The following is a 25,800-nucleotide window of genomic DNA, read 5'->3' on the forward strand; positions in this document are numbered from 1 at the left end:
TCCCGGTTCAGGCGGCTTCGATCATCTGCTGCGCCTGCATCACGGCAGCGATGATCGCCGGCCGCACGTCATGTCGGCGATAGCCGAGCAGGGCCTGCTCGCCGGCGTCCGGCTCGTAATAGAACAGCGTGCCGCGGCCGGCATAGAGCATCGAGTCCGGCAGCAGGGGGTGTTCCTGATCGAGCGACGGCACGATTCGCGGCTTGCCGACGGTCTCGAAGAACAGGGACAGGTAATCGGCGAACGTCCAGTTCTCGTCGCCGACCAGATACGCCTTGCCCGATTCGCCGCGCAGGAGTGCGCCGGCGATCGCTTCCGACAGCGAAGCGGTGGAAATGAAGTTGACGCCGCCGGCCGGCGCATAGACCGGCATCGGGTCCATCTGGCCGAGCGCGTAACGCGTGTAGTAGTCGAACATGCCGACATGCAGGCCCGGCACCGAACCGACCACGAACGGCGCGTTGACCGAGCATACGGCGAAGTCGCCGGTCGCCAGCGCGCGCGCGCCTTCGTCGGCGAGATGCCGCGAGCGCACGTACGGAATGCGATCGACAAGTTCCGGTTTCACCTGCGGATAGAAGCTGCCGACCAGCACCGCGCGACGGACGCCGGCCTCGCGCGCGAGCTTGAAGAAGCGCGGCACGCCGTCGATGTTGGCGCGCTGCCAGTGCGCGGCTTCGTCGGCGTTCTTGTCGAGATGACGGATGTCGTTGCCGGCAGCGAACACCAGTGCATCGAAGCCGGCCAGTTGCTCGCGCGTGAAGTCGCCGGCGACGTAATCGCCGAGCAGGATCGGCAGTGCGGCGAGTGCACTTTGCGCTTGAGCGGATTTGCGTGCCGCAATCGTCACGTCGTGACCAAGGCTTTGCAGATGCAGCGCGGCATGGCCACCGATCAGGCCGGTGCCACCGACGACGAGAATCTTCATGGCAGTCTCTCCTTCGTGCTTCGCAGCTCAAAAGCTTCAGCCGTTCGTCCCGAGTGCCGCGCCGCAAGGCGCGGTGTATAGAGGGCGCGCGCACGCCCCTCGATACGTTTCGCTACGCGAAACACTCGGGACGAACGGGTTCGTATGTCGCATTGGAGGCGCGCTGCTATACGCGCTGCTGCGCCGCGTTCAGACCCGCCTGACGGCCGAAGAAGGTCGCGTCGGCGAGCGACATGCCGGAGCTGTAGCCGGCACCCCAGCGCGGCAGGCCGCTGGTCGTGCGGCCTGCGGCGTAGAGGCCGGCGATCGGTTCACGGCTGGCGTCGAGCACTTCGCCGCTCGGCAGGGTTTCGAGGCCACCGAGCGTGAATGTGAAATAGGTGCAGTAGTCGATGCGGCAGTCGAGCGCGACGAACGGCGGCTTGTTCAGCGGCTTGAGCCATTTCGCGCCCTTGCGGAACAGCGGGTCCTCGCCGTTCGCGGCATGGCGGTTGTACAGCTCGACCGTTGCCATCAGCGCGCCTGCCGGTAGTTCCAGTTCCTTTTCGATTTCCTGCCAGCTGTCGCCGGCTGCGCCGATGCCGATCTTGGCGAACTCGCCGAACTCCGGCTCCCCGTAGGTTTCCTGATCGGCGAGCACGTAGAAGCGCGTGCCGCGCTGCTGCAGGATCATTTGCGCGGTGCGGCCGTGATAACAGTCCTCGTTGATGAAGCGCTGGCCCTGCTCGTTGATGAAGATGCCCTTGATCAGCGATTCCGGCGGATACCAGGGCAGGGTCACGAAGCCTTCGTTCATGTGGATCGCATGTGCACCGACGCTCTGGCCGAGCTGGATGCCGGAGCCGTCATCGACGGTGCCGATCGGCGTGTTGGCGCGCGCCAGATGCGGCGCGTGCTGCTGCACGAGGTGCCTGTTCATGATGAAGCCGCCGGCGCAGAGAATGACCCCCTTCATGGCGCGCACGAACTGGTCGCGACCTTCGCTGCGGATCACCAGGCCGACGACGCAATGACTCGCATCGACGATCAGCGCAACGGCGCGCGCGTCGAAGCGCACGTCGACCTCGAGATCGGCGACGCGCTTGGCAAGCACGTCCATCAGGTACTTGCCGCCGCCGAGGCCCATCCATTGCGGCGTGTGGCCGCGCGGGCAGGGCTTCGCGCTTTCGCAGAACGGCCAGGCTTCCTCGCTGCCGCTCCAGATCAGGCAGTCGTCGGTGAACGGCTCGACGACGCGGGTCGGAATGAACGAGTTCTTGTAGACGACGCCCTGCGCGACCAGCCACTCGAAATGCGCGAGGCTGTGGTCGGCATAGAGGCGGCACTTGGCGGCATCGGCATCGGGGCCGCCAGCCATGCGCAGGTATTCGTAGAGATCATCGCTGCTGTCCGTGAAGCCGGCGCTGCGCTGGATCGGCGTGCCGCCGTTGCCGCCCATGTAGATCTCGCCGCCGGACAACGCCGAGGTGCCGCCGTGCCCCGAAGTCGCCTCGAACAGCGTGACTTTCGCGCCGGCATTCGCCGCCTCGATCGCGGCGCTGGCGCCGGCGGCGCCGAAGCCGACGATCGCGACCTCGGTCTGCAGGTCCCAATGTGCGACGTCGCTGGCGCGGCAGGGACGATGGCGCGAATAGCCTGCGCTGGATGCCTCGGTCATGCGGCTCTCTCCTCGGTGTCCGCACGTGTTGCCGCGGCGGATCGTGCATCGCAGCCTAATCGCCCGGCACGCCGCAAAAATCGCTCATGCGGATGAGGTCGTCGCTTTTGCGGGGGCGGCGCGCGCCGCGACCCGCTCCGGACTTCGGCTTCGCGACTTGCGTCGCTCCTGCACGAGCGGTTCGGCAACGGCGCGGGCCTGTCGGAGCGGCGCGAGCCACACCCCCCGCGCTTCGGCGTCGCCGATCGCCGGCGACGAATTCGCTACAGTCGTCGGTGCGCGGGCGGATCGCCGCGCGTCGTCACCCTGAAGGAGAAAGCGCACATGAGCCTGCTGCTGTCCGGTCTGCACACGCTGATCGGCCTGGTCGTGATCGTCAATCCGCTGCTCGGGGTGTCGGCGATCGCCGCGCTGACGGCCGGCGACAGCCGAGCGCATCGCGCCGTCACTGCGCGCTACGCGGCGATGACCATCGCGATCGTGCTGATCGCCTCGGCGCTCGCCGGCGAATTCCTGCTGTCGCTGTTCGGCATCGGCATTCCCGAATTCAAGGTCGGCGGCGGTATCCTGATCCTGCTGATGGCGATCTCCATGCTCAATGCGCGCATGGGCAATACCCGTCACACGCCGGAGGAAGCCGACGAGGCGGCCGACAAGAATCAGGTCGGCGTCGTACCGCTCGGCATTCCGCTGCTGGCCGGCCCCGGCGCGATCAGCTCGGCGATCATCTACGCGCAGAAGGCCGGCAGCATCTGGGGCATGGGCGTGCTGTTGCTCGACATCGTCGTGGTCGCCCTGCTGACCTGGCTGGTGATGCGCTCCAGCGATCAGCTGACCCGCGTGATCGGCCAGACCGGCATCAACATCGCGACCCGCATCATGGGCCTGATCCTGTCGGCGATCGCGATCAGCTTCATGGCCGCCGGCCTGAAAACCCTGTTTCCGATACTCGGCCAGTCCGGCGCCCCGCTCTGAAGGGACCTGCGCGGATGCGTCGCGAAGGCCACGGCGATCCGGACAGGCGCCGTGCAAACGACGCCTGCGGATCACCCCGGCCGGCTCGCCGAGCCGCTACGGTGCGTAGGCGTAGAAGTCGGCGATCGCGCTGCCGTTGTCGACCACGACATGGAAAGCCGCGTTCGACGCGTCCGGATCGAGGTAGGCAATGCCGTCGTAGTCGCCGTCGGCCGGACCGCCGCTCGCGGCGCAGCCGCTGAAGTTCAGCGCCGCCTCCGCAGCAGCAGCGAGATCGGCACCGGCGATCGTGCCGCCGACCCGGCAACCGTCGGCCGCCGCGGTCAGCTTGCCATCCGGTGCCAGCGTGAAACTCGTCACCGCCGTGCCGAGCAGCGCGCGGTACGCGGTCGCGGCGGCCGGCATCGTCCAGGCAGCGATCGTCAGCGGCGCATCGAGCGCGCCGGCAAGCTGCAGATCGCCGGTCGCCCGCGGCACGCGCTGCCACGCCGACGCCCCGTCGCGGCGACGGTAGATGACATTCGCCGCCGCGTTCGAATCGTCGGCGAACACCACGTAGGCCGCGCCCTTGCTGCCGACGAACTCGGTGCCGTCATGCGCTGCGCTGTCGCCGTCGACGACGATCGCGTGCGCGCCGGCTGCCAGCGCCGGCAGCTCGGTGCGGAAAGCGGGCGCGTGCCGGTCCTGGCTGCAGGCGATCAGCACAAGCGGCAGCAGCGCCGGCACGGCGCGCCGTGCGAGAACAGTCGGGTTCATGGCAGTCCCCTTCAGTTCGCGCTGTCGAGCAGCGACTGCAGGCGGATCCTGACCGGATCCTCGTTGCTGCGCCGCGCCTGCGGCACGCCTTCGAAGACGGTGACCGGGATCGCGCCGTCGGCCAGCACGTTGGCCTCGGAACTCGCAGCGGTGTCGTCCGGCAGCACGACGCCGCTCGGCGGCGTGACGTTGCGGGTGACGATCGACACGCCCGGATACGGCGCTCCGGCACCGTACTGCACGGCGTTCGGGCTGTCGGCGAGGCTGGCGTAGAACACCGGCTGGTAGTCGGTCGCCAGACCCATGCGCGCGAACCGGAACTTCAGGCTCGATGCAGTGCCGGCGGCGAAGTTCGGCACATTGACGTTGAGGCCGACGCCGGGCGGCAGCAGGCGGCCGTCGCTGCCCTTGCCGGCGTCGAGCTGCGCGACCAGCCTGACGACCACGTCGGCCAGTTCGTACTCGCTGGCATCGTCGGTCAACGCGGTATACGAACGGCCATTGGTGCTCGCGGCGCTGACGGCGATCGCCGGGATGCCGCGGTTCACCGCATAGACGGCGTTGTTGAAGGTGCCGGAAGACGGATTGATCATGCCGAGGTTGCCGCCCTCGTTCGGCCCCGAGATCACCAGGTCCGGCTGCCCGCCCCAGCGCTGCGGCGCGACCACATCGAGGCCGTACAGCAGCGCCATCACCGGCGTGCCGTCGACGTAATGGATGTCGGCATCGTCGGCTTCGCTGCCGACGCCGGGCGCGCCGGCCTTGACCGTGCCGAAGCGCGTGTCCCGGGTCAGCGGCGTGATCGGCTGCAGGAAGTTCATCGCGCCACCCTTGCCGCTGTTGTTCTGCGCCGGCGCGGACACCACCACGTCGTAGCCGGCGGCCTTGAGCTTCGCGTACAGCGCATGGATGTTGGCGCTCTCGAAACCGTCGTCGTTCGACAGCACGATGTTCAGTGCCCAGCTCGGCGCCGACAGCGTGGTGCCGAGCAGCAGGGCGGCGGCAGCCAGCCAGCGCGAGGCGCGCGGATGGCGAATGGAATCTCCCGGCATGTCTCTCTCCCGTTCTTTTTGATGGAGACGGCCGTGCTCCGGCCGTCGGTCACTACCTTACGTCTGCGGCATCGGACGTCCCTGTCGAATGCCGGCCATGACCCGGGCCGATGCGGCCAGCGGCGCGCGCCGCTGGCCGATTGCACCCGGCGCGGGCCCGTTTCAGGCGGCGCGCCGCGTGCCCGGCTGCTTGCGGAAATGCGGAATCACGTGCGTGCCGATGTTCTTCAGCGTTTCGAGCTGCGCCCATTGCGGCACGCTGCCCATCTGGCAGATGAAGAGGATCTCGTCGGCACCGGCATCGATCAGGCGCTGCACGTAGCCGATGCAGTCCTCGACCTTGCCGTAGGCGTGGTTCGGATTGAGCAGCATCATGGTCGGATCGGAGAAGTCGATCTCGACTTTCTCGGACGCGAAGCTGGTCCTGATCACGGCCTTGCCGGCCGCGTCGTGCGCGGTGATGTCGTCGCTCCACTGCGCCGGGTCCGGACGCGGCGCGCCGGTGTACCAGTGCGCGAGCGACTCCATGAAATAGCGCTGACCCTTGATGCCGATCTGTCGCGCCTTGACGCCGTCGTCGAGCACGATCGTCGGACACAGCGCGGCAAGATGCCGGTGCGGGCGAAAGCCGACCTGATCTTCCGGCTTGCGCGTGTTCCAGGCGCTTCGATAGACCTCGTTCTTCTTCGCCACGTCATCGGGCCCGCCGAAGCCGAGCACCAGCGCGCCCATGCCGCGCTGGCCGGCGCGCGTCAGCGTGTCGGTGTTGGTGCAGGCCAGATACATCGGCGGATGCGGGTCCTGGTAGGGCTTGGGATGCACCGGCCGCTTCGGAATCTTCACGAACTCGCCGTCGTGCTCGATCTCGTCCTGCGTCATGATCTTCGGGATCAGGTACATCGCCTCGTCGATCTGCGGATTCAGCGTCGCGAGGTCGTAGCCGAAGGTGCCGGATTCCTGCTGCGTGCCGCCTTTGCCGACACCGAAATGCACGCGGCCGTGACTGAGCAGGTCGAGTGTCGCAATGCGTTCGGCAACCTTGACCGGATGATTCATCGCCGGCGGCAGGCAGATCACACCATGCCCGAGATGGATGCGGCTGGTCTTGCCGGCGAGAAACGCCAGCATCGTCTCCGGCGCACTCATGTGCGAATAGTTCGTCAGCGCCGTGTGCTCGACGCACCAGACCACGTCGAAGCCCATCTGCTCGGCCAGCAACACCTGTTCGACGGTGTCGTCGAACACCTTGCGATCGCCGGCGCGGGTGGCGTCGGTGGTCTGCGCTTCGTAAATCAGTGAAAACTTCATGGCGGGCTCCTCCGGGAATTCGGCGCCAGTGTGAAGAGCCCTCGGCTCGCAAACTTCGTCCGCCGCCATATCTGCATCCGGACGAGACGCGCGCCGCCGACGCGCCGCGACAATCGCCGCTCCCGTCACCGGAAGCCGCTCATGTCGTCCGCATCGCAACCCGATCCCCAGGTCCAGGCCCTGCTTGCCGCGACGGCCGGCATGCCCGAGCCCGACTACGCGACGCTGACCGCGCCGCAGCTGCGCGCGGCGCTGGCGGCGAGCCCGGCGATGTTCGCGCCCGGCGATGACGTGGCCGAGATCCGCGATCGCACGATCCGCGTCGCGAATGGCGATCTGCGCCTGCGCTTCTATCGCCCGCACGGCGATGCGCGCTTGCCGGCCGTGCTGTATTTCCACGGCGGCGGCTTCGTCAGCTGCGGCCTCGACACGCACGACAACATCTGCCGCACGCTCGCCGCGCGCAGTAAGGCCTTGGTGGTTTCCGTCGATTACGCACTGGCGCCGGAAGCGCCGTTTCCGGCGGCCGTCGAGGATGCCTTGTTCGCGCTCGACTGGCTCGATGCGAACGCGGCGAGCCTCGGCGTCGATGCCGCGCGTATCGCCGTTGCCGGCGACAGCGCCGGCGGCAATCTCGCGGCCGTGCTCGCCCAGCTCGCGCTACGCAGTGGCGCGCGGCTGCGTCATCAGCTGTTGCTGTATCCGGTGACGGATTGCGTGGCCGAAAGCGAGACCTACGCGCGCTACGCCAGCGGCTATTTCCTGACGCGCGATGCGATGCGCTGGTATCGCCGCCAGTATCTGGTCGACGCGAAGAACGCACATGATCCGCGCGCCTCGCCGCTGCATGCCGGCGATGTCACGGGGGTCACAGCCGCGACCATCGTCACCGCCGAGTTCGATCCGCTGCGCGGCGAAGGCGAAGCCTATGCGCGCAAACTCGAAGCCGCGGGTGTCGCCGTCGACTATCGCTGCTGGCCGGGCATGGTGCACGGCTTTGCCAGCATGCTCGGCGTGATCGACGCGGCCGACGCCGCGTTGACGCATGCCGCGCAGCGTCTGCGCGCCGCATGGCGTTGAGGACAATCGCCGCGCCGCGACGTCGGGGCGCCGGAACGGCCCGCGGCGAGGGCTTCGTGGCGCACCGTCTCCCCATCGCACGGCGATGGGGAGACGTTTCCACTTCAGCGCCGGAGGCCGGGCACTGGCAGCAGGCACATCCGAATCAATAGCGGCCGGGCTGGCGCGCCATCGACACGAGACTGTCGCCGATGTCGGCAAACAGCGCGGCTCCGGTTGCGGCGATCAACAGCGAGTAGAGGATGGTCATGGCGGAACTCCGTTCGGGGAAAAGCTGACGGACGTTAGTATCTCCAATATTGAGTTATTCGTCAATATTGATTTGAACGCCACTATAGAAAGAGACGGCAATATTGACTGGCGTGCCAGCCCACCCGAAGATCGCGCCTCGCATACGGAGAATTCGCGATGGCGGAATCGCTGACGCGCGGGCACAAGAAGCGGGCCCGGACACTGGAAGAACTGCTCGAGGCGGCGACGCGCGTGTTTTCGCGCAAGGAGGCGATCCTGACGACGTTCATGGAGATCGCCGACGAGGCGCGTGTCGCCAGCGGCACGGTGCACAACTATTTCAAGAGCAAGGAAGAGCTGATCGAGGCAGCGGCGGTCAAGCTGGTCGATCGCATCAACGGCCCGGCCTGGCGCGATTGCGAGCGCATCGAGGACCCTGCCGCGCGACTCGCCACCATCGTCAAATCGACTTTCCAGCTGATGGCCGACGACCCGGACTGGGGCGCCGCGGTGCTGCGGCTGGTCGACGCCACGCATCGCACCACCGAAAAGCTGACCAACCTGATCCCGGATCTGCTCGCCGAGGGCCGCCGCAGCGGTCGCATGACGTTCCGCGATCCGGCGGCAGCACTGAACGTGGTCGCCGGCTCGATCCTCGCCGGCATGCGCAGCGTTCACGCCGGAGCCGCACCCGGCCCGCTGGGCGAACACCTGACCGAACACGTCCTGCTCGCGCTCGGCCTCAAGGCCCGCGACGCCCTGCGCATCGCACAGGACACGCGCGCGGCGGGCGCCACCGTCGACGCGCGTCCGGCCAGCCGGAAAGGACGCTAGGGCCTGTTGACGCCCTGGCAGCACCCCGCCGCCGGACCGTTCGGCGGCTTATCTCCATTCGGACGAGGAGGCGCCGGCGGCGCCCGCTATGCTCGGTCGGGTGGGCGTTCCGGGACTGGCGCGCCCGGCAGGCACCGGCCGACGCAGCCGGCGCGAGGAGATGAAGATGGTGCAGATGACAGCGGCGGCGAAGGCCGGCAAAGCACGGATCGAGGCGATACCCGGCATGCCCGTGCCGCAGGCGCAGCAGCTGGTCGAGTTCGAGCGGCTCAACAGCGTGTTCACGGCGATCTATGACGGCGCCAGCGAGGACCCGCCGCTGCACAGCTCGCTGCAGACCCTGCGCGAAGTGTTCGATGCCAAGCACACGACCCTGATCCTGCGACCGGCCACCGCGCAGAACGCCGGCGCCATCATCAATACCGATACCGTCAATGCCCACGCGTCGGAGTCCTATCGCACGCATTTCTACGCGCTGGACCCGTTCGTCGGCCTGCCCGACGGCGAGGTCGTGACGCCCGAAGAGCTGATGGGGCCGCGCTGGTCGAAGTCCACGTTCTATCGTCAGTTCATGGAACCGGTCGCGGTCGGTCATCTGCTCGGCGCGGACCTGCGCATGGGCGGCGGCAGCGAGTGCCGCTTCCGCGTCTCGCGCGGCATCGACGCTCTGGCGTTCACCGACGACGACAAGCGCTTCTGCCGCGTGCTGCTGCCGCACCTGAAACGCGCGATCCAGCTGCACACGCGCATCGACGATCTGGAAAGCGAGCGACAGCTGTTCGCCGGCACGCTGAACCGCATGCAGCTCGGCACCATCAGCATCACGCGCGACGGCACGGTGCTCGACCTCAACCCCGAAGCGCGGCGCATCCTCGAACAGCGCGACGGCCTGCTGCTCAGCGCCCAGCACCTGAGCACGGAAGGCGCGACCGAACGCCGCGAACTGCAACGCGTGCTGCGGACCGCGCTCGCCGACCAGAACGATGAAGGACCGGCTGTGATCGACGCGATCTCGGTGACGCGGCCGTCCGGTCAGGCCAAGCTGTGTCTGGTGATCCGCCGCGTGCCGCAGGGCATCAGCCCGGAAAGCCGGCAGCGGCCGGCGGCGATCGTGTTCGTGCGCGATCCGGAAGCCACGCGCCTGAACGGCGCCAACGAGGTCGTCCGTCGTCTGTTCAATTTCACGCGCATGGAAGCGGCGCTGGCCCTGCATCTGGCCGACGGCCTGACGCTCGACGAGGCTGCCGAGAAACTCGGCGTGCGGCGCAATACCGCACGCACCTATCTGCGCTTCATCTTCTGCAAGACCGGCGCGACGCGACAGACGACGCTGGTGCGGATGATGCTGAACAGCGTCGTGTCGCTGGCCTGAGCCGGGCGGGCGCGATCGAGGCGCGGCGGCGGTGGCCGAGCCGGCATGTCGATTTCATTTTGTCATTGCGACCCGCCGGCAGCGGCGAAGCGATCCAGGTACGTCACTCGATCCGGCGGAGCGGCCGGATTGCGTCGGTGCGATGCACCTCGCCATGACGGTGCATGGGGTTCTGCGGCGGCGCGCTACGGCGCAGCACTGATCGTGCGAAAGCCGATGTGCACCGTCGGCAGGTCGGCCTCCTGGCCCTGTCGCGACGACGCGCGTGCGCGTACGCAGTAGTTGTCGGCGCACAGATACGAGCCCCCCTTGATGACGCGCCGCGGCGCCGTACCGCGCGCCGGCATCGCCGCCATCGCCGCGGTCTCGTCCGCCGTCGCATGGCCGTCGCGATAGACGTCGGTGGTCCATTCCCAGACGTTGCCGATCATGTCGTACAGCCCGTCCGGGTTGGCGGCGAAGCAGCCGACCGGCGCGCGGCCGGTGTAGCCGTCCTCGCCGCGGTTGTCGAGCGGAAACAGACCCTGCCAGAAGTTGGCGAGCGGATGGCCCCGCGCGTCGCGCAGCGCACGGTCGGCGTGTTCGTTGTCGCGGCCGGCCTTGGCGGCGAATTCCCATTGCGCCTCGCTCGGCAGTGCGCGCCCGAGCCAGTGCGCGTAGGCGAGCGCATCGGCATACGTGATATCGACGACCGGCTCGTTCGGCGCGCCGGCTTTCACGCCGTCAGGTCGGTGCCAGTTCGCATCGCGGCGCAGTTGCCACCAGCGGCCCGCATTCAGCGCATCGGCATCGTTCGCATCGGGTATGGCAAACACCACGGCACCGTCGCGCCGCTCGGCGTCGCTGACATAGCCGGTCGCCACGACGAAGCGCGCGAACTGCGCATTCGTGACCTCGGTGCGATCGATCCAGAAGGGCGCCAGCCCGGTCGCGACCAGCGGCCGTTCCTCGGCATAACCGCGAAGGCTGCCGAGTTCGAAGCGGCCACCGGCGATGTATTGCATGCCGGCATGCGGTCCGTCGCCGGGGGGCAGGCCGTCATAGGCGGCGCAGCGCTGCGGCGTGCCGAGTGCCGCCGCCGGCGGGGCGGATGGTGATGCCTCGTGCCGGGCGCGCAGTGCGGCGACGGCGGCGAACATCACGGCGGCGAGCGCCGCCAGCACGCGCCACTTCATTGGCCGATCGGGATGAGCTGCGGCGGAACGGTCGGGTTGATCGCATCGACGCGCTCGACGTATTGCGCCCAGGCCTGCGTCAGCTTCTGGACCTCTTCGGGATTGTCCGCGGCGACATCGGTGGTCTCGCCGCGATCGGTGTCGATGTTGTACAGCTGCCATTGCCGCGGCAGCAGCAGCGCGGCGCTCGGGAAGAACGCGTTGGCGATCCGCGTCATCTTCCATGGACCCTGCCGCACATAGCGCTGCGCCGCGACTTCGTCGGCAAACACCGCGTCGTCCGTGTGCGCGGCGCTCGCGCGGCCCGTCAGCAACGGCAGCAGCGACGTGCCCTCGATCGGCGAGAGGCTGCGGCCGTCGTATTCGCTGTCCGGTGGCGCGACGCCGGTGAGTGCCAGCACGGTCGGCACGATATCCGTCAGCTGTGCATAGGCGCCACTCGGCGCCAGCGATTGACCGCCGGGCATCTTGACGATGGTCGGCACCGAGATACCGCCTTCGGACGGAAAGGACTTGAACAGGCGGAACGGCGCCGTGCCGACTTCCGCCCAGCGCGTCGAGCGGAAGATGAAGGAACCCTGCCGGCCGTAGTTGGCCAGCGAGTTGTCGATGTCGAGGTTCAGGTTGCTGTCGACGAACGGGATGAAGCCGTAGCCCATGCCGTCGGCGCCATTGTCGGAGAAGAACACGATCATCGTGTTGTCGTATTCGCCGATCGACTTCAGGTAAGCGATGAGGCGGCCGACGTTGTCATCGAGATTGGTCAGCATCGCCGCATAGACTTCCATGAGGCGCGCCTCGCTGGTCTGCTGGGCGGCCGTCAGTGCCGACCACGGCGTATTGGTCAGCACGCCCGGCTGGCCGAAGCGGGTCATCGTCACTTCATCGCCGGGGCTGGGCTTGAAGTCCTGCGGGATGATGCCGAGATCCTTCATGCGCTGGAGGCGCGCGTCGCGGATGGCGTCATACCCGGCGTCGTAGACGCTCTTGTAGCACTTGGGCGTGCCTTGCGTGCAGTCGAGATACTTTGCCGGCGCCTGCAGCGGGAAGTGCGTCGCCTGAAACGGCAGGTAGGCGAAGAACGGCTTGCCGTCGCCATGCGCGGCGCCGATGTACTGCATCAGCTTGTCGGCGTAGTAATCGCTGGAGAAATAGTCGTCGGGCAGGCTGACTTCCTGTCCGTCTTCGTAGTGCGGCTCGTAGACCGGATAGGGCGGATTGGTCGCAAGGCCCGGCTTGTAGCCGGCCGGGGGCGCGAAATTGCTGGCGTAATCGGCGTTTGGATCGAGGTAGAAGGCGTGCTCGAATCCCTCGCCCTGCGGGCCCACGCCACCGATGCCCCACTTGCCCGCCATGTACGTGTGATAGCCGGCGTCCTTGAGCATCTGCGCGATCGACAGACCGCGCGGATCGAACTGGCCCGCATAGTTCGGATTGCTCGCACCCGTGTACAGCAGCTTCATGCTGCCCATCTCGCCCATCCCGACCAGGTGATGATCGGCGCCGGTCAGCAGTTCGACGCGCGAGGTCGCACACAGCGGCGTGGTGTGGAAATTGGTCAGGATCTGGCCGGCGCGCGCCAGCGCATCGAGATTCGGCGTCTGGATCTCGCTGCCGAAGGCGCTGATGTCGGAATACCCGACATCGTCGGCGAGGATCACGACCACATTCGGTCGCGCGTTCGCGCTGCCGCCATGGCCGCTGCCGGCATCGTCACCGATGCTGCTGGATTGCCCGCAGGCGGCCAGCAGCAGACAGGCCGCGATCGGCAGCAGCTGACGCCACGCGGCGCGGACTCGTGAAATTTCCCTCATCGCTCTCCCCCGGACCCGTCGTCGCGCCGCCGATTCACGGCCGCTCGCAACGGATATCTGTTGATCCATCGTCCTGCGCGCTTTCGCGTCCGCCAATCTACGGCTGTACTGGCCACGCACGGAAGGGGCGCGGCGACGAACCCGCCGGGGGCAAAGCGGCCATCAGGCCGGCATCGCCCGGCCGCGCGGCGCAGACCCGGTCCAGCGCTTGTACGCGCGGCGCAGTTCGCGCTCGTCGCTGTAGCCCAGTTCGAGCGCCGCCGCGGCAACGCTGCAGCGCGGATCGCCGAGCAGCACCTGTGCGCGCTCGGCGCGCAACTCGTCGTGCAGCGCGCGGAAGCTGCTGTGTGCGTCGGCAAGACGCCGTCGCAGGGTGCGCTCGCCGATCCGCAATTCGCGTGCGGCGTCGGCGATGCGCGGGTTCCGGCCGAGCCGCGGCCGCAGCCATGCGCGCAGCGCTTCGACGACATCGTCGTGCTCGGACGGCGGCGGCAGCCGCGCCTGCAAGAGACGCAGGCTCTCGGCGTGCGCGCTCGCGCTGTGCGTCGCGATCCGGCGACGCAGGATGGCCGGGTCCGAATACAGGCGATCGGCCGGCGCGTTGAAGCGGATCGGACAAGCGAAATAGCGGTGGTAGTCGGCGACGCAACTCGGTTCGCCGTAGCGCAGTTCAAGGCGCAGCGGCCGGTAGTCGGCACCGGCCAGCGCGCGCACCACGACCAGTGCGCTGCCGAACAGCTTCTCGCAGAGAAAACGTTGCAGGGCCGGCTCGGCGAAGCGTTCGATGCCTTCGAGGACCAGCTCGCCGTTGCGGACGAAGCAGCGCACGTCGGTCAACGCGCCGGCCGCTGGGTAATATTGTTCGCCGACGCGCGCGGCGGCCGTCAGGTCCGGCGCCGCCATCAACGAAAAGCCGAGCACGCCGAGCGACGGCAGCGTCAGCCGCGCGGCGGCTTCCAGGCCGAGCGGCGCGTCGGGAAATTCGCGCAGCGCTTCCTGCACGATCGCGACGACATTGGCGTACGACAGGCGCCCGTCGGGATCGGCGCAGATCGCGGTGCGCAGGCCGGCGGCGGCAAACCAGCGTTCGGGATCGGTGCCGCGTGCGCGCGCCGCTTCGATCAGGCCGGCGAGATTCGCGGCTCGGATGTTGGCGACCCGGTACGCCGGCTGGCCGCCCAGTTGCCCCCGCCATTCCGCCGCGCCGGCCATCACGCTTTCAGCCCTTGTTGACGGTCGCGGCGTCGAGAAAGGCCGGGCGCTCGCCGCCGCCGTGCAGCAGCAGATTGCTGCCGGACAGGTAAGCCGCAGCCGCGGACGATACCCAGACGCAGGCGGCACCGACGTCGGCCGGCATCGCCATGCGCCGCATGGGGATCGTTCTCTCGACGGCAGCGATGCCCGCTGCATCGCCATAGTGAAGCTCGGCCTGTTCGGTCAGCACCGGTCCCGGGCTGACGGCGACGACGCGCACCTTCGGCGCCCATTCGACCGCGAGTGACTGCACTAGGCTCAAGGTCGCCGCCTTGGCCGCGCCATAGGCCGCCGTACCCGGCGACGGGCGCAGCGCGCTGACGCTGCCGATGAACACGATGGTGCCGCCGTCGCGCGCCTGCATCAGTGCATTGGCTTTCTGTGCGAGATGAAATGGCGCCAGCAGATTCAGTGCAAAGATCTTCTCGTGGAAGCGCGGCGAGGCCTTGTCGGCCATCGCGAACGGCGCACCGCCGGCATTGTTGACGAGCACATCGAGCCGGCCATAGCGCTCGGTGATCTGCGTAAACAGAGCATCGACAGCTGCCGTGTCGCGAATGTCGACCGCAAGAAATTCCGCTTTTCGGTCGCCGACCGCCGGCAATGTTTCGGGCGCCTCGCGCCCGCAAACCAGCACCTGATCGCCATTGGCGAGAAAGCTTTCGCTGATACCGCGGCCGACGCCCTTGGCGCCGCCGGTGACGAGGATGATGCGTTGCGGGTTCGACACGGGATTCCGTCCTCTGGCTCACCGCGATTGTCGCCCAGATGGCGCGCGGCGGAAGTCGTCAGCTTGGACGAGCCGCGGCGGCTCGCGCGGGTCAGGCCGAGCGCGTGAGGCGATGCCCCGATGTCATGGCTTCATGCGCTCACCCAAAAGGACGAAGAGTCGCAGGGGGCCGCTGCGGGACCATGCACGCCTGCGCCAACGCGCCCCGCCGAAGAACGCCCCGAACATGAGCAAACCCGTTCCCGAAGGGAAATACGCCACGCTGCCGAATGGCTACCGCATCCACTATCTCGACGAGGGCCAGGGTCCGGTCGTGGTCTTTCTGCATGGCTCCGGTTCCGGCGCCTGCGGTTACTCGAATTTCAAGGGCAACTATCCTGCGCTGGTGAAGGCCGGTTATCGCGTGATCCTGCCGGACCTGATCGGTTACGGGTATTCCGACAAGCCGGCCGACGTCGAATACCCGCTGTCGTTCTTCATCGAATGCGTGAAGCAGACACTCGATGCGATCGGCGTTTCCAAGTACACGCTGATCGGTAATTCTCTGGGCGGCGCGATCGCGCTCGGTTTTGCGCTGGCGCATCCGCAGAACGTCGAGAAGCTGGTGCTGATGGCGCCGGGCGGCGTCGAGGACCAGCCGGACTATTTCAAGATGCCGGGCATGGCGGTCATGAAGGAAATCTTCATGTCGGCCGAACCGGTGACGCCGGCACGCCTGCGCTATTTCATGGAAAACGCGCTGGTGTACGACAAGGCGCACATCGATGACGAACTGGTCGCCGAGCGGCACGCGCTGATGCTGACGCAGAACCCGCAGGTCGTGAAGACCATGGTCGTGCCGAACATGACCTCGCGCCTGCCGGAGATCCAGTGCCCGGCACTCGGCTTCTGGGGCATCAACGAAAAGATGATGCCGGAGACCGGCATCCTCAAGCTCGCCAAGGGCGTGCCGAATCTTCGCATGATCACGGTGCCGAACTGCGGCCACTGGGTGATGGTCGAACATCGCGAGATGTTCAACCGCGCCGTCATCGATTTCCTGAAAAATGACTGAGCCGATGCGCATTGCAACCCTGCCCGTTCGTCCCGAGTGCGCCGCGCAGCGGCGTGTATCGAGGGACGCACCCCGGCCCCTCGATACACCGCGCCTGCGGTACGGCACGCGGGGCGAACGCGGCCGGCCGGGCGATGCGACCGTGGGGACAGCATGAGCCTTCCCCAGACCCGCATCGTCGAACTTGGTGACGAGTTGTTCGATGCGCTGCGCGCGCGCCGTACGCTGGCACCGCTGATCGAGCGCGTCGCCGGCATCGACATCGACGATGCCTACAACATCTCGCTGCGTTTCCTCGAGCGGCGGACGGCCGACGGCGAACGCGTGATCGGCAAGAAGATCGGCGTCACGTCGAAACCCGTGCAGGACATGCTCGGCGTGCATCAGCCGGATTTCGGCTTTCTCACCGATCGCATGCAGGTGGGCAACGGCAAGGTCATCAGCATTGCCGGCAGCGGCCTGATCCAGCCGCGCGCCGAAGGCGAGATCGCCTTCGTGCTGAAGAAGGATCTGAAAGGTCCGGGCGTGACCGAGGACCAGGTGCTCGATGCCACCGACTACGTGCTGCCGTGCTTCGAGATCGTCGACTCGCGCATCCACGACTGGAAGATCAGGATCCAGGACACGGTGTCAGACAATGCATCCTGCGGCGTGTTCGTCATCGGCGACGATCGCGTCAAGCCGCACGCGCTCGACCTGGCCACCGTGAAGATGGACATCAGCAAGAACGGCGTGCATATGGCCTCCGGTCTCGGCTCGGCCGTGCAGGGTCATCCAGCGACGGCGGTTGCCTGGCTCGCCAATACGCTCGGTCGCTACGGCATTCCGTTTCTGAAGGGCGAAATCATCCTGTCCGGTTCGCTGGCGCCGCTGCTGCCGGCGGTGCCGGGCGACCGTTTCCACATGACGCTGGCCGACATCGGCGAAGCGTCGATCGGCTTCGAGGCTTAATCGTGTCCAAGATCAAGTGCGCCATCATCGGTCCCGGCAACATCGGCACCGACCTGCTCTACAAGCTGCAGCGCTCCAAGGTGCTCGAACCGGTGTGGATGGTCGGCGTCGATCCGACGTCCGAAGGTCTGGCGCGGGCGCGCGAACACGGCCTGAAGACCACCGACAAGGGCGTCGACGGCATGCTGGCGCACGTCAAGGCCGATGGCGTGCAGATCGCCTTCGACGCGACCAGTGCCTACGTGCACAAGGAAAACTCCGACAAGCTCAACGCACTCGGCGTGATGATGATCGATCTCACGCCGGCCGCCATCGGTCCGTACTGCGTGCCGCCGATCAATCTGAAAGAACACGCCGGCAAGCGCGAGATGAACGTCAACATGGTCACCTGCGGCGGCCAGGCGACGATCCCGATGGTCTACGCCGTCTCGCGCGTGCAGAAGGTGAAATATGCCGAGATCGTCGCGACCGTGGCGTCGAAGTCGGTCGGCCCGGGGACGCGCAAGAACATCGACGAGTTCACGCGCACGACAGCCGGCGCGGTCGCCAGGGTCGGCGGCGCCGATGAAGGCAAGGCGATCATCGTCATCAATCCGGCCGAGCCGCCGATGATCATGCGCGACACGATCCACTGCCTGACCGTCGACGCCCCGAAGCAGAAGGAGATCGAGCAGTCCGTGCAGGACATGCTCGCCGAGGTGCAGAAGTACGTGCCGGGCTATCGGCTCGTCAACGGCCCGGTGTTCGACGGCAACCGCGTGACGACATTCATGCAGGTCGAGGGGCTCGGCGATTTCCTGCCGAAGTACGCCGGCAATCTCGACATCATGACGGCCAGCGCGACCCGCACCGCGGAAATGTTCGCCGAGGAAATCCTCGCCGGCCGGCTGACGCTCGAAGCGGTTGCGGCCTGAGATGAACGCATCGATCGAAGCGGACCTGGCCGCGCGCATGCTCGAAGCCGAAGCGCTGTGGCGGCAGGGCGATGCCCGGGTCACCGCCGGCGAGGGTGCCGAGGCATACCGGCTCTACACGCAGGCGCATGACCTGATCATGGACTGCCCGTCGCTGCACGAGCGGGCGCATCGCAAGCTCGCCCGCGTCTCGGCGCGGCATGGACACCGCGGCGAGATCATCATCGACAAGTTGCTCGTCTGGCTGGCGCCGCTCGGTGTCTTCGAGGCGATCGCCGCCGCCCAGCGTTCGACGGTCGCCGGACTTGCGGCCTGCCGTCGTCGCATTGCTGCCACTCACTGAAGAAACCGACATGAGCACTCATCTCGAAGGCATCCAGATCAAGGTTCACGACATGTCGTTGCGCGACGGCATGCATCCGAAGCGCCACCAGATCACGATCGAACAGATGAAGTCGATCGCCCGCGGTCTCGACGAGGCGGGCTGCCCGCTGATCGAGGTCACGCACGGCGACGGCCTCGGCGGCGCGTCCGTCAACTACGGCTTCCCGGCGGCGACCGACGAGGAATATCTGCGCGCGGTCATCCCGCTGCTGAAGAAGGCCAAGGTTTCGGCACTGCTGCTGCCGGGCATCGGCACTGTCGATCACCTGCGCATGGCGGCCGATTGCGGCGTGACGACGATTCGTGTCGCCACGCACTGCACCGAAGCCGACGTCTCCGAGCAGCACATCAATCTCGGCCGCAAGATGGGCCTCGACACCGTCGGCTTCCTGATGATGGCGCACATGATCGAGCCGGCGCAGCTCGTCGAACAGGCGCTGCTGATGGAAAGCTACGGCGCGAACTGCATCTACGCGACCGACTCGGCCGGCTACATGCTGCCGGACGACGTCACGGCGCGGATCGCCCTGCTGCGCGAGAAGCTCAAGCCGGAAACCGAAATCGGTTTCCACGGCCATCACAACCTGTCGATGGGTGTCGCCAATTCGATCGCGGCGGTCGCCGCCGGTGCGCGTCGCATCGACTGCGCCTGCGGCGGTATGGGCGCCGGTGCCGGCAACACGCCGATGGAAGTGTTCGTCGCGGTCTGCAATCGCATGGGGATCGAGACCGGCGTCGACGTGTTCAAGATCAGCGATGTCGCCGAAGATCTCGTCACGCCGATCATGGATTTTCCGGTGCGCATCGACCGCAACTCGCTGACGCTGGGCTACGCCGGCGTCTATTCGAGCTTCCTGCTGTTCGCGCGCCGCGCCGAAGCCAAGTACGGCATCCCGGCGCGCGAGATCCTGCTCGAGCTCGGCCGCCAGAAGATGGTCGGCGGCCAGGAAGACATGATCGAGGACACCGCCCTGACGATGGCGCGCGAGCGCGGCCTGCTGAAAGCCAGCGCCGCCTGAATCGGCACGAAGTCGCCCGTCCACGAACCGGTGGGGCCGTCCCCCGGCAACGTTCGTCGCCCGTTTGCGCCCCCCGGCCTGCGGGTCGCCTACGGTGGCCGCTCGAACTTTCCGAGTCAGGCCCATGCGTCCCGTTCCGCTGTTTGCCGCGCTGTTCTGCACCACCGTTCTGCTGACCGCCTGCGGCGGCGGCGGCCCGAGCGCAACGGCCGAGGGTGACGTCGGCGGCGGCGGCACCACGGGAAGCACCGCGGGCGGATCGACGACCGGTGGCGACACCGGTGGCAGCACCGCGGGTGGTGACACGACCGGCGGGGCGACCACCGGCGGCAGCACGACCGGTGGCGACACCGGCGGAACCACCACCGGGGGCACAACGACGGGTGGCAGCACGGCCGGCGGCGATACGACTGGCGGCACGACAACTGGTGGCAACAGCACGGGCGGCGATACGGCCGGTGGCGCGACCACGGGTGGATCGACGACCGGCGGCGATACCACCGGCGGGACCACGACCGGCGGTTCGACGACCGGCGGCAGCACGACCGGCGGCGACACGACGGGTGGCACCACCACCGGCGGAACCACCACGGGTGGCGATCCCGGCACGCCGCCGAGCTACGACTGGTCGGCGCTCGGCGCGACACTCGACGGCTATGTCAGCAGCGGCCAGATCCAGGGCTACAGCTTTGCACTCGACGTCGGTGGCGAGACGGTCTACACGCGCGGCGGCGGCAACCTGCCAGCCAATGCGATCATCCCGATCGCGTCGGCCGCCAAGGCACCGTCGGCGGCAATCATCCTGTCGCTGGTCGACGACGGCCTGCTCGATCTCGACACGCCGGTCGCACAATATTTCGGCGCGACGTTCGACTGGCCCGCCGACAAGGCGGCGATCACGCTGCGCATGCTGCTCAATCACACGTCGGGGTTGCCGTTCAGCTCGCCCTGTCTCGACGACGACAGCACCACACTGGAAGCCTGTGCGCAGGAGATCGCCCATACCGATCTCAATTTCCGGCCGGGCGCGTTCTTCGGCTACAGCGGCGCCGGCTATCAGCTTGCCGGCTATCTGGCGACGGTAGTCAGCGGCAAGTCCTGGGGCACGCTGGTCGACGAGCGTCTCGCAACGCCGCTGCACATGCGCTATTTCAGCTACGGCACCAGCGACAATCCGCGCATTGCCGGCGGCTTGATCACCTGCGCCGCCGATTACCTGAAGTTCACCCAGCTCTACCTCGACGGCGGCGGCGCGGCGGTATCGGCAGCGCAGACCGCCCTGGTCCAGGACGATCAGGCGGCCGGCCTGCCGGTCTACTACAAGCCGGTGCCGGCGAGCAGCGGCCTCAACGGCTACAGCTTCGGCTGGTGGATTGCCGATCCCGGCAATCATCCGGGCAGCGCCGGACCGGAGCTCGGCGATCCCGGCCTGTTCGGCACGACGCCGTGGCTGGACTTCGACCAGCGCTACACGGCGATCATCCTGATCACCAGCTCCACCGATACCGGCATCGCCATGTGGAACGACGCGCGCCGCGACATCCTCGCGCAGCTCACCTCACCATAGCCGCGCGCACGGCGGCGGTTCAGCTGACGCTGGCTACAGTCCGGCGAAACCCGACTCGTGTTTCGCCATGCGCCCACGCCTGCTGCTGTCCGCTTCGATCGCGCTCGCCGTTTCCGTCCTGTCCGCCTGCAGCGGCAACCAGGACGGCGAGCCCCAGCCGGTCTATGACTGGTCCGCGCTGGCGACGACGCTCGACAGCTTCATCGGCAACCGCAATGACGAGGTCAGCGGCTACAGCTTCGCCCTGCGGGTCGGCGGTCAGACCGTGTTCACGGATGCCGGCGGCGATCTGACGAGCGATTCGGTGGTGGCGATCGCCTCGGCGAGCAAGGCCCCTTCGGCCGCCGTCATCCTGAGCCTGGTGCGCGACGGCAAGATCGATCTCGACGTACCGGTCGGCAACTACATCGGCAATGCGATCAGCTGGCCCGCCGACAAGGCCGCGATCACGATGCGCATGCTGCTGAACCACACCTCCGGCATCCCGTTCAACTCGCCGTGCATGGACGATGACAGCACGACACTGAGCGCCTGTGCCCAGGAGATCGCCGATACGGATCTGAACTTCACGCCGGGCACGAAGTTCGGCTACAGCGGCGCGGCGTACCAGATCGCCGGACTCGTCGCCGAGCAGGTCAGCGGCCAGTCATGGGCGACACTGGTGCAGCAACGCCTGACGACGCCGCTCGACATGCCGAGCTTCACCTACGGCGATACCGGAAATCCGCGTCTCGCCGGCGGCGCGCTCTGCAATGCGGCCGACTACCTGAAGTTCACGCAAATGATTCTGGACGGCGGCAAGGTCGGCAAGACCCGGATTCTCGATTCGTCACAGATTGCCGCCATGCAGGTCAACCAGGTCCAGAATCTGCCGGTGTTCTATTCGCCGGTGCCGTCCGACAGCGGCCTCAATGGCTACAGCTTCGGCTGGTGGATTTCCGACGATGCGAATCACCCGGGCAGCGCCGGCCCCGAGCTCAGCGATCCCGGCATGTTCGGCAGCACGCCGTGGCTGGACTTCGATCAGCGCTACACGGCGATCATCCTGATCACGAGCTCGACCGACACCGGCATTGCCATGTGGAATGCCGTGCGGCCGGACATCCTCGACCAGCTCAACGGCACCGGCAGCAGCGGCGGCTGAGGCCGACGGCTCCGATCCTCGATCGGGGCCGTCGTGTCGCCGATTACCAGCGTGTCGGTTTCGGATTGCGCGTGTCGAAGCCTGTCTGGTGCCAGTACGGATAGACCGGTTCGCGACGACTGGCGGCATCGAGCGTGGCGATCTGTTCGGCGCTCAGCTGCCAGCCCAGAGCGCCGAGATTCTGCTGCAGCTGCGCCTCGTTGCGCGCACCGATGACGATGTTCGACACCGTCGGCCGCTGCAGCAGCCAGTTCAGCGCGACCTGCGCCACGGTCTTGCCGATCTCGCCGGCAACTGCATCGAGCGCATCGACCACCGTGTACAGGTATTCGTCATCGACCGGCGGACCACCGGCCGCGCCGCCCTGCGCGATGCGACCGTCGCCGGTCGTCTGACCGCGCCGGAGCTTGCCGGTCAGACGTCCCCAGCCGAGCGGGCTCCAGACCATCGTGCCGATGCCCTGGTCGAGTGCCAGCGGCATCAGCTCCCACTCGTAGTCGCGACCGATCAGCGAGTAGTAGCCCTGATAGCTGACATAGCGCCCCAGACCGTAACGCTCCGATGTCGCCAGCGACTTCATCAGATGCCAGCCCGAGAAATTCGACGCACCGATGTAGCGGATCTTGCCGTCGCGCATCAGGTCGTCGAGCGCGCGCAGCGTTTCCTCGACGGGTGTCATGGCATCGAAGCCGTGCATGAAGTACAGATCGATGTGATCGGTGCCGAGCCGCCGCAGACTGTCTTCGCAGGCGCGGATCAGATGATGCCGCGACGACCCGACATCATTGACGCCGTCGCCGGTCGCGAAGCTCGCCTTGGTCGCGATCAGACTGTCGTGGCGACGCCCCTTGATCGCCTGGCCGAGAATTTCTTCGGACGCGCCGGCCGAGTAGATGTCGGCGGTGTCGAAGAAGTTGAGCCCGGCAGCAAGGCTGATGTCGACGAGGCGACGCGCACCGGCGACATCGGTCGCCCCCCATTTGGCGAACATCTCGCCGACACCGCCGAACGTACCCGTGCCGAGACTGAACACCGGGACCTGCAGGCCGGAACGGCCGAGCTGTCTGTATTCCATCGTGCTTCCTTTGCGGATTTCCGGGGGATGGCGTTGCGCAACGCAACGCTGTACCGATCGGTAACATCGACAGTGTACGCGCAGTCGCGACGAATTTCAGCGGCGTCCGCCAGCCAGCGCGGATGCCACGATCGGCGCCCGTCGTGCACTGCGTGAAGGCGCTGCGCGCCGGACGTCACCGCAGGCGGCGCGGCGCGCCAGAAGTCAGCTGAATCAGCCGAACCTGCCAGGGCAGCAATGCGTCGCCGATCTTCGGCTGCCCGCAATGTCGGCCGTCAATGCGGGCGCAGGTGCGGAGCCGTCACGCGGCAGCCGCGCGACAAGCGGCACCTGCCTGCGGCGAGGTCACGGCATGGAGCCGGCGACCTCGCCGCCCCCGCCCCTCAATGCACCTGCGCGTGCTCGCGCCATTCTCGGATCTGCCCGTGATGACGCTGCGCTTCGGCGTACTGGCGCTCGAGCAGTGCATGAATCGCCGGCGGTGTTTCCTCGTGCACCGCCGTGGCGAGGCGATACTCGGCTTCATCCTCGTCACGCTCGGTTTCGTCGAGGATCACCTGCTCGTCACGCCCCAGCGCCGTCGCCTTGAGATGCATCCAGGTGCGGTGCAGGGTATGCCCGAAAGTGCCGATCTCCTTCGGATGACCGCCAAGGTCGCGCACTGCCTGTTGCAGTTCGCCGGCCGCTTCGCCGAAGAAGCGTGCGTAGTCGAACAGCGCCGCCTTCAATTCGGCATGGTGGGCTTCCTCGGCGGCCGCGCGCAGGCCGCGCTCGCCGTCCTTGGACGTGACGATCAGCTTGTTCAGCAATTCGATGGTATCGACCGTGTTCATGGCGTTTCTCCTCATGCAGCCGGACAGATGCCGGGCCTGACGGATGCCATGACGAGCCGCGATGCACCGGAGGCGTTGCGGAAGGGTCCGGCATCGCAGGGGCGGCACCCCCAGCCTAGCGCGATCGTCGTTCGCTGCAAGGTCATTTCATCGGCTGGTCCGGGCATACTCGGCAACGATCATGCAAGTGGCCGACGACACGGTGAAAATTCCGGCGATGCGCGATGGCGTCGGCGCCAGTTCGGTGCGCCTGCCACCCGGCCGCTGGCTGCGGCTGATCGATTTTCTCGATCAGCACTTTGCCGACGTCGGACGCGAGGCCTGGCAGTCGCGCATGCGGCGCGGTCTGGTGCTGAGCGCATCCGGCGCCGCGCTGTCGGCGGATACGCCTTACGTGCCGGGCGACATCGTTCACTACTACCGCGAACTCGAGCACGAGCCGGAAATCCCGTTCGAGGCGGATGTCCTCTACCGCAACGCGCACCTGCTGATCGCCGACAAGCCGCATTTCCTGCCGGTCGTGCCGTCCGGCCGTTTTCTGCAACAGAGCCTGCTGGTGCGTCTGCGCCGGTTGACGGGGCTCGACGGACTTTCGCCTCTGCATCGCATCGATCGCGGGACTGCCGGACTCGTGGCGTTTTCGGTCGATCCCGACACCCGCGGTCGTTACCAGGCCCTGTTCGCGACGCGTCGCATCGAGAAAGTCTACGAGGCGCTGGCCCCCGCGAACGAGACCCTGGCACTTCCGTTCATGCGGCAGACACGCATCGTGCGCGGCGATCCGTTCTTCCTGTCGCAGGAGGTCGATGGGGCACCGAACAGCGAAACCGTATTCGAGTCCGCGACGCCGTACGCTGCTTCGTGGCTGTATCGGCTGCGGCCGCTGACCGGCAAGAAACACCAGCTGCGCCTGCACATGGCCGCAGTCGGCGTACCGATCGACAACGATCCGCTGTACCCACAACTGCGTGACGATCTCGCCGACGACTACAGCCGTCCGCTGAAGTTGCTGGCGCGATCGCTGGTGTTTGTCGATCCGCTGAGCGGCAAGCGATGCGTGTTCGAGAGTCGACGAAATCTTTAGCGCGGCAGTGATGCGCTGTGGTGTGCTGTGGTGAATGAGGTTTTTGTTTTTTGATCGGGCTTTTTGTTTCGCGCTGTGGCGCGACTTACTTTTCTTTGCGTGCCCAAAGAGAAGGAACCAAGAGAAAGGGCATCCTGGCTCACGCGTCCCGGCCCTCGCCAGAGGCTCGGGCGTTCGTCGGGGCGGATTGCCATTTAGGCAATCCGCTTGTTCCCGACTCACCCCTGCGATGCTCGAACGGCAGGCCGTGCCTGAAACTCGCGGCTGCGCCGCTCAGACAGTCAGGCCCGGACAGCCCCTGCCGTCCTGCGCTTCTCGGCGCTTCGCAAAGGGCCGGGAACGTCAACAGCGGGAGCGAACGCACGCTGTTGCGGTTCGCTTTCGGGGTCCCCTTAGGGCCGCACCGAGCAGCGCAGCGCGCGCAGTGGGGCGGCGCGCCAGGACGGCGCGCCGAGTCGTCGTCGCGGCAGGGACGCCGCGTCGGCGACGACCCCGAGCACGGGAGCAGCGCAGGCTCCGCTCGCATAGCGAGCGGTGCGGTACTCAGGGGTGTGCTTTCTTTTGCGTACTTTGCTTTGCACAAGCAAAGAAAAGTACGTCGCGCCGCAG

The 25,800-nt window shown here is 67.1% G+C and carries 23 protein-coding genes; 12 read left to right on the forward strand and 11 right to left on the reverse strand.

The features are described from left to right. Positions 1-7: 7 nt before the first annotated feature. Entirely contained in the window at positions 8-928 is a 921-nt protein-coding gene (locus G7Y85_RS13070; RefSeq protein ID WP_166257698.1) for an NAD-dependent epimerase/dehydratase family protein, read from the reverse strand. Positions 929-1,094: 166 nt separating this feature from the next. Further along, complete coding sequence (locus G7Y85_RS13075; RefSeq protein ID WP_166257701.1) at positions 1,095-2,585, reverse strand: FAD-dependent oxidoreductase; 1,491 nt, start codon at positions 2,583-2,585, stop codon at positions 1,095-1,097. Between the two features lie 324 nt (positions 2,586-2,909). Between G7Y85_RS13075 and G7Y85_RS13080 the strand changes: the two genes are divergently transcribed. Further along, complete coding sequence (locus G7Y85_RS13080; protein ID WP_166257704.1) at positions 2,910-3,560, forward strand: MarC family protein; 651 nt, start codon at positions 2,910-2,912, stop codon at positions 3,558-3,560. A gap of 96 nt (positions 3,561-3,656) precedes the next feature. Here the strand turns inward: G7Y85_RS13080 and G7Y85_RS13085 are convergent, their stop codons facing one another. The 3 genes from G7Y85_RS13085 to G7Y85_RS13095 form a co-directional block, all read right to left on the reverse strand. Continuing rightward, positions 3,657-4,316 (reverse strand): hypothetical protein, encoded by a 660-nt coding sequence (locus G7Y85_RS13085; protein ID WP_166257707.1) that lies wholly within the window; start codon positions 4,314-4,316, stop codon positions 3,657-3,659. Between the two features lie 11 nt (positions 4,317-4,327). Then, entirely contained in the window at positions 4,328-5,368 is a 1,041-nt protein-coding gene (locus G7Y85_RS13090; protein ID WP_166257709.1) for a 5'/3'-nucleotidase SurE, read from the reverse strand. Positions 5,369-5,530: 162 nt separating this feature from the next. Next, positions 5,531-6,676: an LLM class flavin-dependent oxidoreductase gene (locus G7Y85_RS13095; protein WP_166257712.1), complete on the reverse strand. Its 1,146-nt coding sequence runs from the start codon at positions 6,674-6,676 to the stop codon at positions 5,531-5,533. Positions 6,677-6,817: 141 nt separating this feature from the next. On the opposite strand from G7Y85_RS13095, the gene lipP1 reads away from it, so the two are divergent. The 3 genes from lipP1 to G7Y85_RS13110 all read left to right on the forward strand — a co-directional run bounded on the left by lipP1 (position 6,818) and on the right by G7Y85_RS13110 (position 10,193). After that, positions 6,818-7,756: a LipP1 family hormone-sensitive lipase gene (gene lipP1, locus G7Y85_RS13100; protein WP_166257715.1), complete on the forward strand. Its 939-nt coding sequence runs from the start codon at positions 6,818-6,820 to the stop codon at positions 7,754-7,756. A gap of 408 nt (positions 7,757-8,164) precedes the next feature. Then, on the forward strand, positions 8,165-8,821 hold the full coding sequence (locus G7Y85_RS13105) for a TetR/AcrR family transcriptional regulator (RefSeq protein ID WP_166257718.1): 657 nt from the start codon (positions 8,165-8,167) through the stop codon (positions 8,819-8,821). Between the two features lie 166 nt (positions 8,822-8,987). Continuing rightward, positions 8,988-10,193 carry a helix-turn-helix transcriptional regulator gene (locus G7Y85_RS13110; protein ID WP_241696158.1) on the forward strand — a complete coding sequence of 402 codons (1,206 nt, stop codon included), beginning with the start codon at positions 8,988-8,990 and terminating at the stop codon, positions 10,191-10,193. A gap of 185 nt (positions 10,194-10,378) precedes the next feature. On the opposite strand, the gene G7Y85_RS13115 is transcribed toward G7Y85_RS13110, so the two are convergent. From G7Y85_RS13115 to G7Y85_RS13130, 4 genes are all read right to left on the reverse strand, one after another. Then, on the reverse strand, positions 10,379-11,368 hold the full coding sequence (locus G7Y85_RS13115; protein ID WP_166257721.1) for a formylglycine-generating enzyme family protein: 990 nt from the start codon (positions 11,366-11,368) through the stop codon (positions 10,379-10,381). Beyond that, on the reverse strand, positions 11,365-13,182 hold the full coding sequence (locus G7Y85_RS13120) for an arylsulfatase (RefSeq protein ID WP_166257724.1): 1,818 nt from the start codon (positions 13,180-13,182) through the stop codon (positions 11,365-11,367). The genes G7Y85_RS13115 and G7Y85_RS13120 overlap by 4 nt, the downstream gene beginning before the upstream one ends. Positions 13,183-13,344: 162 nt before the next feature. Continuing rightward, complete coding sequence (locus G7Y85_RS13125) at positions 13,345-14,394, reverse strand: AraC family transcriptional regulator (protein WP_166257727.1); 1,050 nt, start codon at positions 14,392-14,394, stop codon at positions 13,345-13,347. A gap of 7 nt (positions 14,395-14,401) precedes the next feature. Continuing rightward, positions 14,402-15,166 (reverse strand): SDR family oxidoreductase, encoded by a 765-nt coding sequence (locus G7Y85_RS13130; RefSeq protein ID WP_366514964.1) that lies wholly within the window; start codon positions 15,164-15,166, stop codon positions 14,402-14,404. Positions 15,167-15,392: 226 nt separating this feature from the next. Between G7Y85_RS13130 and G7Y85_RS13135 the strand changes: the two genes are divergently transcribed. The 7 genes from G7Y85_RS13135 to G7Y85_RS13165 all read left to right on the forward strand — a co-directional run bounded on the left by G7Y85_RS13135 (position 15,393) and on the right by G7Y85_RS13165 (position 22,199). Continuing rightward, entirely contained in the window at positions 15,393-16,220 is an 828-nt protein-coding gene (locus tag G7Y85_RS13135; RefSeq protein WP_166257730.1) for an alpha/beta fold hydrolase, read from the forward strand. Positions 16,221-16,373: 153 nt separating this feature from the next. Next, entirely contained in the window at positions 16,374-17,171 is a 798-nt protein-coding gene (locus G7Y85_RS13140; protein WP_166257733.1) for a fumarylacetoacetate hydrolase family protein, read from the forward strand. A gap of 2 nt (positions 17,172-17,173) precedes the next feature. Then, positions 17,174-18,085 carry an acetaldehyde dehydrogenase (acetylating) gene (locus tag G7Y85_RS13145; RefSeq protein WP_166257736.1) on the forward strand — a complete coding sequence of 304 codons (912 nt, stop codon included), beginning with the start codon at positions 17,174-17,176 and terminating at the stop codon, positions 18,083-18,085. A 1-nt stretch (position 18,086) separates the two neighbouring features. After that, positions 18,087-18,428, forward strand: a complete 342-nt coding sequence (locus tag G7Y85_RS13150; RefSeq protein WP_166257739.1) for a hypothetical protein — start codon at positions 18,087-18,089, stop codon at positions 18,426-18,428. A gap of 10 nt (positions 18,429-18,438) precedes the next feature. After that, entirely contained in the window at positions 18,439-19,488 is a 1,050-nt protein-coding gene (dmpG, locus tag G7Y85_RS13155; protein ID WP_166257742.1) for a 4-hydroxy-2-oxovalerate aldolase, read from the forward strand. Between the two features lie 124 nt (positions 19,489-19,612). Continuing rightward, positions 19,613-21,055, forward strand: coding sequence for a serine hydrolase domain-containing protein (locus G7Y85_RS13160; protein ID WP_166257745.1), 1,443 nt, complete (start codon positions 19,613-19,615; stop codon positions 21,053-21,055). Positions 21,056-21,122: 67 nt separating this feature from the next. Then, the gene (locus G7Y85_RS13165) at positions 21,123-22,199 is read left to right on the forward strand and encodes a serine hydrolase domain-containing protein (protein ID WP_166257748.1); all 1,077 of its coding nucleotides are present in this window, start codon (positions 21,123-21,125) and stop codon (positions 22,197-22,199) included. Positions 22,200-22,242: 43 nt separating this feature from the next. Here the strand turns inward: G7Y85_RS13165 and G7Y85_RS13170 are convergent, their stop codons facing one another. Both G7Y85_RS13170 and G7Y85_RS13175 read right to left on the reverse strand, forming a co-directional pair. Beyond that, a complete protein-coding gene (locus tag G7Y85_RS13170) occupies positions 22,243-23,274 on the reverse strand; it encodes an aldo/keto reductase (RefSeq protein ID WP_166257751.1) in 1,032 nt (343 codons plus the stop codon). Between the two features lie 383 nt (positions 23,275-23,657). Beyond that, positions 23,658-24,107, reverse strand: coding sequence for a PA2169 family four-helix-bundle protein (locus tag G7Y85_RS13175; RefSeq protein ID WP_166257754.1), 450 nt, complete (start codon positions 24,105-24,107; stop codon positions 23,658-23,660). Between the two features lie 181 nt (positions 24,108-24,288). Between G7Y85_RS13175 and G7Y85_RS13180 the strand changes: the two genes are divergently transcribed. Then, positions 24,289-25,191 (forward strand): pseudouridine synthase, encoded by a 903-nt coding sequence (locus G7Y85_RS13180; protein WP_241696159.1) that lies wholly within the window; start codon positions 24,289-24,291, stop codon positions 25,189-25,191. The last annotated feature ends 609 nt before the right edge of the window (positions 25,192-25,800 follow it).

It is taken from the genome of Solimonas terrae (assembly GCF_011067135.1).
Lineage (GTDB): Bacteria > Pseudomonadota > Gammaproteobacteria > Nevskiales > Nevskiaceae > Solimonas > Solimonas terrae.